This is a genomic window from Pseudomonas sp. HMSC076A11 (assembly GCF_001810205.1).
GTDB classification, from domain to species: Bacteria; Pseudomonadota; Gammaproteobacteria; order Pseudomonadales; family Pseudomonadaceae; genus Pseudomonas; species Pseudomonas aeruginosa.
Map to the genome: position 1 here is coordinate 1 of NZ_KV800252.1, position 3,703 is coordinate 3,703.

At 51.6% G+C, this 3,703-nt stretch carries 2 tRNA genes and 2 rRNA genes; all 4 read left to right on the plus strand.

The features are described from left to right. The first annotated feature begins 370 nt into the window (after window positions 1-370). Window positions 371-1,906 (plus strand): 16S ribosomal RNA (locus tag HMPREF2716_RS00465). A gap of 64 nt (window positions 1,907-1,970) precedes the next feature. After that, window positions 1,971-2,047, plus strand: a tRNA-Ile gene (locus HMPREF2716_RS00470). 28 nt (window positions 2,048-2,075) lie between these two features. Next, window positions 2,076-2,151: transfer RNA gene (locus tag HMPREF2716_RS00475), tRNA-Ala, on the plus strand. 226 nt (window positions 2,152-2,377) lie between these two features. Then, window positions 2,378-3,703, plus strand: a 23S ribosomal RNA gene (locus tag HMPREF2716_RS00480); the annotation flags it as partial.

Genomic DNA, 3,703 nt, shown 5'->3' on the forward strand with positions numbered 1-3,703 from the left:
TCGAAACGAAGCTTCACCGAGGTGCTTGACAGCGAATTTGAACGCTGTAGAATGCGCCTCCCGCTGATCGGAAGATGGTTTGAAGGTCGGCGCAAGCGGTTGAGTAGAAAAGAAAATTTTCGAAAATAACGCTTGACGGAACGAGAGGTTGCTGTAGAATGCGCGGCCTCGGTTGAGACGAAAGCCTTGACCAACTGCTCTTTAACAAGTCGAATCAAGCAATTCGTGTGGGTGCTTGTGATGTAAGACTGGTGATCGCAAGATTATCAGCAACGCAAGTAACACTCGTGAATTCGAGAGTTTTATCTCTTTTTAAGAGAATGCGATTGCTGAGCCAAGTTTAGGGTTTTCTCAAAACCCAAGCAGTATTGAACTGAAGAGTTTGATCATGGCTCAGATTGAACGCTGGCGGCAGGCCTAACACATGCAAGTCGAGCGGATGAAGGGAGCTTGCTCCTGGATTCAGCGGCGGACGGGTGAGTAATGCCTAGGAATCTGCCTGGTAGTGGGGGATAACGTCCGGAAACGGGCGCTAATACCGCATACGTCCTGAGGGAGAAAGTGGGGGATCTTCGGACCTCACGCTATCAGATGAGCCTAGGTCGGATTAGCTAGTTGGTGGGGTAAAGGCCTACCAAGGCGACGATCCGTAACTGGTCTGAGAGGATGATCAGTCACACTGGAACTGAGACACGGTCCAGACTCCTACGGGAGGCAGCAGTGGGGAATATTGGACAATGGGCGAAAGCCTGATCCAGCCATGCCGCGTGTGTGAAGAAGGTCTTCGGATTGTAAAGCACTTTAAGTTGGGAGGAAGGGCAGTAAGTTAATACCTTGCTGTTTTGACGTTACCAACAGAATAAGCACCGGCTAACTTCGTGCCAGCAGCCGCGGTAATACGAAGGGTGCAAGCGTTAATCGGAATTACTGGGCGTAAAGCGCGCGTAGGTGGTTCAGCAAGTTGGATGTGAAATCCCCGGGCTCAACCTGGGAACTGCATCCAAAACTACTGAGCTAGAGTACGGTAGAGGGTGGTGGAATTTCCTGTGTAGCGGTGAAATGCGTAGATATAGGAAGGAACACCAGTGGCGAAGGCGACCACCTGGACTGATACTGACACTGAGGTGCGAAAGCGTGGGGAGCAAACAGGATTAGATACCCTGGTAGTCCACGCCGTAAACGATGTCGACTAGCCGTTGGGATCCTTGAGATCTTAGTGGCGCAGCTAACGCGATAAGTCGACCGCCTGGGGAGTACGGCCGCAAGGTTAAAACTCAAATGAATTGACGGGGGCCCGCACAAGCGGTGGAGCATGTGGTTTAATTCGAAGCAACGCGAAGAACCTTACCTGGCCTTGACATGCTGAGAACTTTCCAGAGATGGATTGGTGCCTTCGGGAACTCAGACACAGGTGCTGCATGGCTGTCGTCAGCTCGTGTCGTGAGATGTTGGGTTAAGTCCCGTAACGAGCGCAACCCTTGTCCTTAGTTACCAGCACCTCGGGTGGGCACTCTAAGGAGACTGCCGGTGACAAACCGGAGGAAGGTGGGGATGACGTCAAGTCATCATGGCCCTTACGGCCAGGGCTACACACGTGCTACAATGGTCGGTACAAAGGGTTGCCAAGCCGCGAGGTGGAGCTAATCCCATAAAACCGATCGTAGTCCGGATCGCAGTCTGCAACTCGACTGCGTGAAGTCGGAATCGCTAGTAATCGTGAATCAGAATGTCACGGTGAATACGTTCCCGGGCCTTGTACACACCGCCCGTCACACCATGGGAGTGGGTTGCTCCAGAAGTAGCTAGTCTAACCGCAAGGGGGACGGTTACCACGGAGTGATTCATGACTGGGGTGAAGTCGTAACAAGGTAGCCGTAGGGGAACCTGCGGCTGGATCACCTCCTTAATCGAAGATCCCGGCTTCTTCATAAGCTCCCACACGAATTGCTTGATTCACTGGTTAGACGATTGGGTCTGTAGCTCAGTTGGTTAGAGCGCACCCCTGATAAGGGTGAGGTCGGCAGTTCGAATCTGCCCAGACCCACCAATTGTTGGTGTGCTGCGTGATCCGATACGGGGCCATAGCTCAGCTGGGAGAGCGCCTGCTTTGCACGCAGGAGGTCAGGAGTTCGATCCTCCTTGGCTCCACCATCTAAAACAATCGTCGAAAGCTCAGAAATGAATGTTCGTGGATGAACATTGATTTCTGGTCTTTGCACCAGAACTGTTCTTTAAAAATTCGGGTATGTGATAGAAGTAAGACTGAATGATCTCTTTCACTGGTGATCATTCAAGTCAAGGTAAAATTTGCGAGTTCAAGCGCGAATTTTCGGCGAATGTCGTCTTCACAGTATAACCAGATTGCTTGGGGTTATATGGTCAAGTGAAGAAGCGCATACGGTGGATGCCTTGGCAGTCAGAGGCGATGAAAGACGTGGTAGCCTGCGAAAAGCTTCGGGGAGTCGGCAAACAGACTTTGATCCGGAGATCTCTGAATGGGGGAACCCACCTAGGATAACCTAGGTATCTTGTACTGAATCCATAGGTGCAAGAGGCGAACCAGGGGAACTGAAACATCTAAGTACCCTGAGGAAAAGAAATCAACCGAGATTCCCTTAGTAGTGGCGAGCGAACGGGGATTAGCCCTTAAGCTTCATTGATTTTAGCGGAACGCTCTGGAAAGTGCGGCCATAGTGGGTGATAGCCCCGTACGCGAAAGGATCTTTGAAGTGAAATCGAGTAGGACGGAGCACGAGAAACTTTGTCTGAACATGGGGGGACCATCCTCCAAGGCTAAATACTACTGACTGACCGATAGTGAACCAGTACCGTGAGGGAAAGGCGAAAAGAACCCCGGAGAGGGGAGTGAAATAGAACCTGAAACCGTATGCGTACAAGCAGTGGGAGCCTACTTGTTAGGTGACTGCGTACCTTTTGTATAATGGGTCAGCGACTTATATTCAGTGGCAAGCTTAACCGTATAGGGTAGGCGTAGCGAAAGCGAGTCTTAATAGGGCGTTTAGTCGCTGGGTATAGACCCGAAACCGGGCGATCTATCCATGAGCAGGTTGAAGGTTAGGTAACACTGACTGGAGGACCGAACCCACTCCCGTTGAAAAGGTAGGGGATGACTTGTGGATCGGAGTGAAAGGCTAATCAAGCTCGGAGATAGCTGGTTCTCCTCGAAAGCTATTTAGGTAGCGCCTCATGTATCACTCTGGGGGGTAGAGCACTGTTTCGGCTAGGGGGTCATCCCGACTTACCAAACCGATGCAAACTCCGAATACCCAGAAGTGCCGAGCATGGGAGACACACGGCGGGTGCTAACGTCCGTCGTGAAAAGGGAAACAACCCAGACCGCCAGCTAAGGTCCCAAAGTTGTGGTTAAGTGGTAAACGATGTGGGAAGGCTTAGACAGCTAGGAGGTTGGCTTAGAAGCAGCCATCCTTTAAAGAAAGCGTAATAGCTCACTAGTCGAGTCGGCCTGCGCGGAAGATGTAACGGGGCTCAAACCACACACCGAAGCTGCGGGTGTCACGTAAGTGACGCGGTAGAGGAGCGTTCTGTAAGCCTGTGAAGGTGAGTTGAGAAGCTTGCTGGAGGTATCAGAAGTGCGAATGCTGACATGAGTAACGACAATGGGTGTGAAAAACACCCACGCCGAAAGACCAAGGGTTCCTGCGCAACGTTAATCGACGCAGGG